Source organism: Nocardia carnea, from assembly GCF_029869215.1.
Lineage (GTDB): Bacteria > Actinomycetota > Actinomycetes > Mycobacteriales > Mycobacteriaceae > Nocardia > Nocardia carnea_B.
Genome location: NZ_JARWPM010000099.1, coordinates 1 through 3,666 on the forward strand (window position 1 = coordinate 1; position 3,666 = coordinate 3,666).

Sequence of the window (3,666 nt, forward strand, 5' to 3'; positions counted from 1 at the left end):
ACCGATATCAGCGGAAGGTCGCGGCTCACCCGGTACGGCCGGCGCATCGCCCGCGCTGCCACCGGCGAGGGGGGCCCGCCGGCCCCCCCCCCCCCCCCCCCCCACCCGCCCCCCCCCACCCCCCCCCCCCCCCCCCCCCCCCCCCCCCCCCCCCCCCCCCCCCCCCCCCCCCCCCTTTCCCGGCACCCGCAGTCCGATCAGCACGGCCCGAACGCCCGCCTGGGTACGCGCCCGCGTAGTCGCCAGGGACGGTTGCGCGCATGAGCGAAGCCGGCCGGAAACACCCTTGATTCCGCAGTCCCGTGACGCTGGTGGTCGGTCGTCTGTGTCCGGTCCGGCGGATATTCGAGTGCCGGGAACATATGGCTCACCGGATGATGGGGGACGTGAATGCTCCTCTACCCGGACCGGTTTTCAGCGCGACCGCCGTACTGAGCGGCGCGGTCGACCTGCGCTCTTATCCGCGTCGGACCTTGGCCTTGAGTTCGTCTCCGCGTCTGGAGGTCCGCAAAGTGGTGCGGGATAACATGCCCACTCTCTTCGATCCGGTTGTCGAACTGCTCGACGGCATCGAACTGCTCAAATCTCAGGGGTGGGAGTTGGTCAGCGTGGTCGAACGCAGCGTCGACAGCCCGAACGCCAGGGAGTGCTGCCTGGTGGCGTTCATGACCCGCACCTGATGTAGCTCGCCGGCCCCGCGCCGTACTGCCACCGCCCCGGCCGGGCAAACCACACAGGAGCGAAGCGACCGGCCCGGTTCGACGCTGCGGTCCGAACTCCTTTTCCTGTACAGGGAACTCGGCCGGTCGTAGCCTCGAATACATGAGCGATATCGCACCGAACGAGGTCGGTCGCCGCCTGCGTGAGATCCGCGCCTGGCGCGGGCAGACCCTCGAGGTCACCGCGGGCCTCGCCGGTATCTCGTACGGCTACCTCGGGAAACTGGAGCGGGGCGAGAAAGCCCTGGAAAATCGCCGTACTCTCGAATCGTTGGCGCGAGCGCTGCGCGTTGCGCCCGCTGAATTCTCACCGGCACCATGGGAAACACCGCCTTCGGCGGCTGCGGAAGCGGCGCATGGCGGCTTGATTTCGGTCGAAAACGCACTCGATGCTTACGAGCTGGGCGAAGACCCGGGTTGCGCGATACGTGAGTGGCCGTTGATCGCCGCGGATCTTCAGCGGCTGAGCGAATTCGCGCAAGTGACGTCCGACTACGCGGCGCAAGTCGCGCTTATGCCAGACCTTTTGGGCGAGTTGCACGCTGTATACGCGCGGATACCCGATCGGCGACGAGAGGCGCTGCTCGGAATGATTACGTGTTACAGCTCGGCCGTGTGGACAACCAAACGTCTTGGTGGACGCGGCCTGCCGCTACTCGCAGCGCGGGCCGCTCAGCATTGCGCTGCACTCCTGGAGTCTCCCGCGTGGATAGGCTTTACGACCTGGTTGCGTGGTGACGCGACGGGCGGGCTGTCACGGCCCGAGCAGTACCGGCGCGCGATGCGCTGTGCCGACGAGCTGTCCCCGCATTTGAACGACTCGGCGGTCGTTCAGTCGTACGGAATGCTCCACTTGTCGGCTGCCTTGGCGTGTGCTGTGCAAGGAAACCGAGACACTGCGAGCACGCACCTGTCGGAAGCAGCCGCGGTAGCGAAACGATTGGATACCGAGGTCGGCACCTTCGGCCGAATGTGGTTCGGTACCGCCAACGTCGGCATATGGCGCGCCACAATCGGAAACGAGCTCGGAGACGGGGCGACCGTTGCCGAGCGCGCGCGGTCTGTGAATGTGCAAGCCATACCCAGCAACTCGCGGCAGGCTGAGCTCTATATGGAGGTCGGCCGCGCATTGCTCACCGATACCCGTCGGCGCGACCAAGGCATACAGGTGTTGCTGCGCGCAGAGCACCTCGCGCCACAGCGAGTACACACAGATATGTTCACCCGCGAAGCGGTCGCCGATCATCTACGTGCTGCGCGCCGGGACGCTGCCGGGCGAGAGCTTCGAGGGCTCGCGTGGCGCCTCGGCCTCGCGCCAGAGTATGCCGATCGGACAAACTGACCGAAAAGTGTTGGCGCTCTGTCCTTTCAGGACAACTGCTTCGTGAATCTCCCCATACGTTCGGTTCCACGCCTCGCCGCGGGGTGTCCCGACCTCGGCGGCGGGTGCAAACCAACCGCACAGCAGGGGGTTTCACGATGTGGGAGCAACCGATCGCGCTCGGCTGGATCGACCATGACAGCAGCACCGCGCCGGACTGGGAAGCCGCGCAGGTACAGCGGCTGGCCCGGCAGCTCGGCTATCGGCTGGTCTGGCCGGACCCGTGCAGTCTGCTACCGCTACGCGACCTGGTGCGCGATGCGGGCGCGGATGTGGTGATCCTGCCTTCCCCGGATCATCTCGGCCCACTCCAGCTGAACGCGGTCATGCATATCGCCGACGTCGAAACGGTACTGCCCCGGTTGTCGTTCGCCCGCTGGGGATCCATCGGAGGTGTGCGGTGAACGGAGTAACCGCGACCGGGTACGCGGTAGCGATCGGTCTTCCGCTCCTGGTACTGGTCGCCACGATCCTGTGGCCAACCGATCGAGGCGGCGAATAGGAACCCCGCCGCCTCGCGGCACCCTACCGATGAACGTTCAGCGCAACTCCGCGCCGTAGACGTGTTCCACCGCCAACTTCATCAGGACCCGGCGGTCGGAGACCATGACCGATCGGTACTCGTCCCAGTCCGGGTGCTCACCGGCGGCTGCCCGGTAGTAATCGACCAGCGCCTCGACCTCGGGACCGTGCGGGTCGGTTCCCGGTCCGGTGAGTGTGACACTGCCTTCGGCTGTCGCCCACGCCCAGCCGTCGGCCCGAGTCACCTCCAGTGCCGCACGCGGGTCCCGGCGCAGGTTCACCGTCTTGGCCCGGCCCTCGGTCATCGACACGTAGATGACATCGGCGTCGCGGTCGTAGTAGGGAGTCACGGGTGAGAGCTGAGGCAGGCCGTCCGACTTGATCGTGGCCAGAATGCCCAACCGGCTTTCGGCGAGCAGAGTGCGCGGATCGAACTGTGAGTCCGTCATATCCGATGCAAGTCGTGGCCGGGGTCCGGTATTCCAGCGGCTCGGTTCGACCAGCGCAGAGCGATCAAGCCGACCGCCGTACCACCGGCGTGGCCGGAACTCGGACGGCAGCGGCGATGCTGCCGTGCACAACCCGGTCTCCGCCCCGGCGTGGCGAGCGGAAAAATCATTGGCGTAGCCGCCGTGGTACCGGTTCGAATAGGTCCATGCTCGACGACGAACAAGTGGCATCGTTCATCCACAACGGGTTCGTGCACTTACCGGAGGCATTTCCGCGCTCCCTGGCCGAGGAATGCCGCGCGATCATCTGGCGCGATCTGGATGCTTCGCCGGATGATCCCGGAACCTGGCCCACTCCGGTGGCGACCCGCCCCGACTACGCCTCGCCGCCGTTCGTGGCCGCCGCCAACACACCGCGCCTGCACGCCGCATTCGACCGGCTCGTCGGCCCGAAGCGATGGGTTCCCCGAACGGGTCTCGGGGGGGGGGGGGTGCGGGGTGGGGGGCACCCAACCCCCCCACGCCGCCGCGGGGGGGTTGGTTGGCGCGTTGAGGGGGCGGGGTGGGGGCCGGGCCGCGGTCTGAGCGGGGGGGG

The 3,666-nt window shown here is 67.4% G+C and carries 4 protein-coding genes; 3 read left to right on the forward strand and 1 reads right to left on the reverse strand.

Translation table 11 applies throughout. The annotated features are described in order from the left end of the window. Positions 1-386: 386 nt before the first annotated feature. The 3 genes from QH276_RS05580 to QH276_RS05590 all read left to right on the forward strand — a co-directional run bounded on the left by QH276_RS05580 (position 387) and on the right by QH276_RS05590 (position 2,504). The gene (locus QH276_RS05580) at positions 387-680 is read left to right on the forward strand and encodes a hypothetical protein (RefSeq protein ID WP_280400077.1); all 294 of its coding nucleotides are present in this window, start codon (positions 387-389) and stop codon (positions 678-680) included. 142 nt (positions 681-822) lie between these two features. Next, positions 823-2,061 carry a helix-turn-helix domain-containing protein gene (locus QH276_RS05585; RefSeq protein ID WP_280400076.1) on the forward strand — a complete coding sequence of 413 codons (1,239 nt, stop codon included), beginning with the start codon at positions 823-825 and terminating at the stop codon, positions 2,059-2,061. Between the two features lie 137 nt (positions 2,062-2,198). Beyond that, positions 2,199-2,504, forward strand: coding sequence for a hypothetical protein (locus tag QH276_RS05590; RefSeq protein ID WP_280400075.1), 306 nt, complete (start codon positions 2,199-2,201; stop codon positions 2,502-2,504). Positions 2,505-2,639: 135 nt separating this feature from the next. Here QH276_RS05590 and QH276_RS05595 read toward each other — a convergent pair whose 3' ends face one another. Next, a complete protein-coding gene (locus QH276_RS05595) occupies positions 2,640-3,071 on the reverse strand; it encodes a PPOX class F420-dependent oxidoreductase (RefSeq protein ID WP_280400074.1) in 432 nt (143 codons plus the stop codon). Between the last annotated feature and the right edge of the window lie 595 nt (positions 3,072-3,666).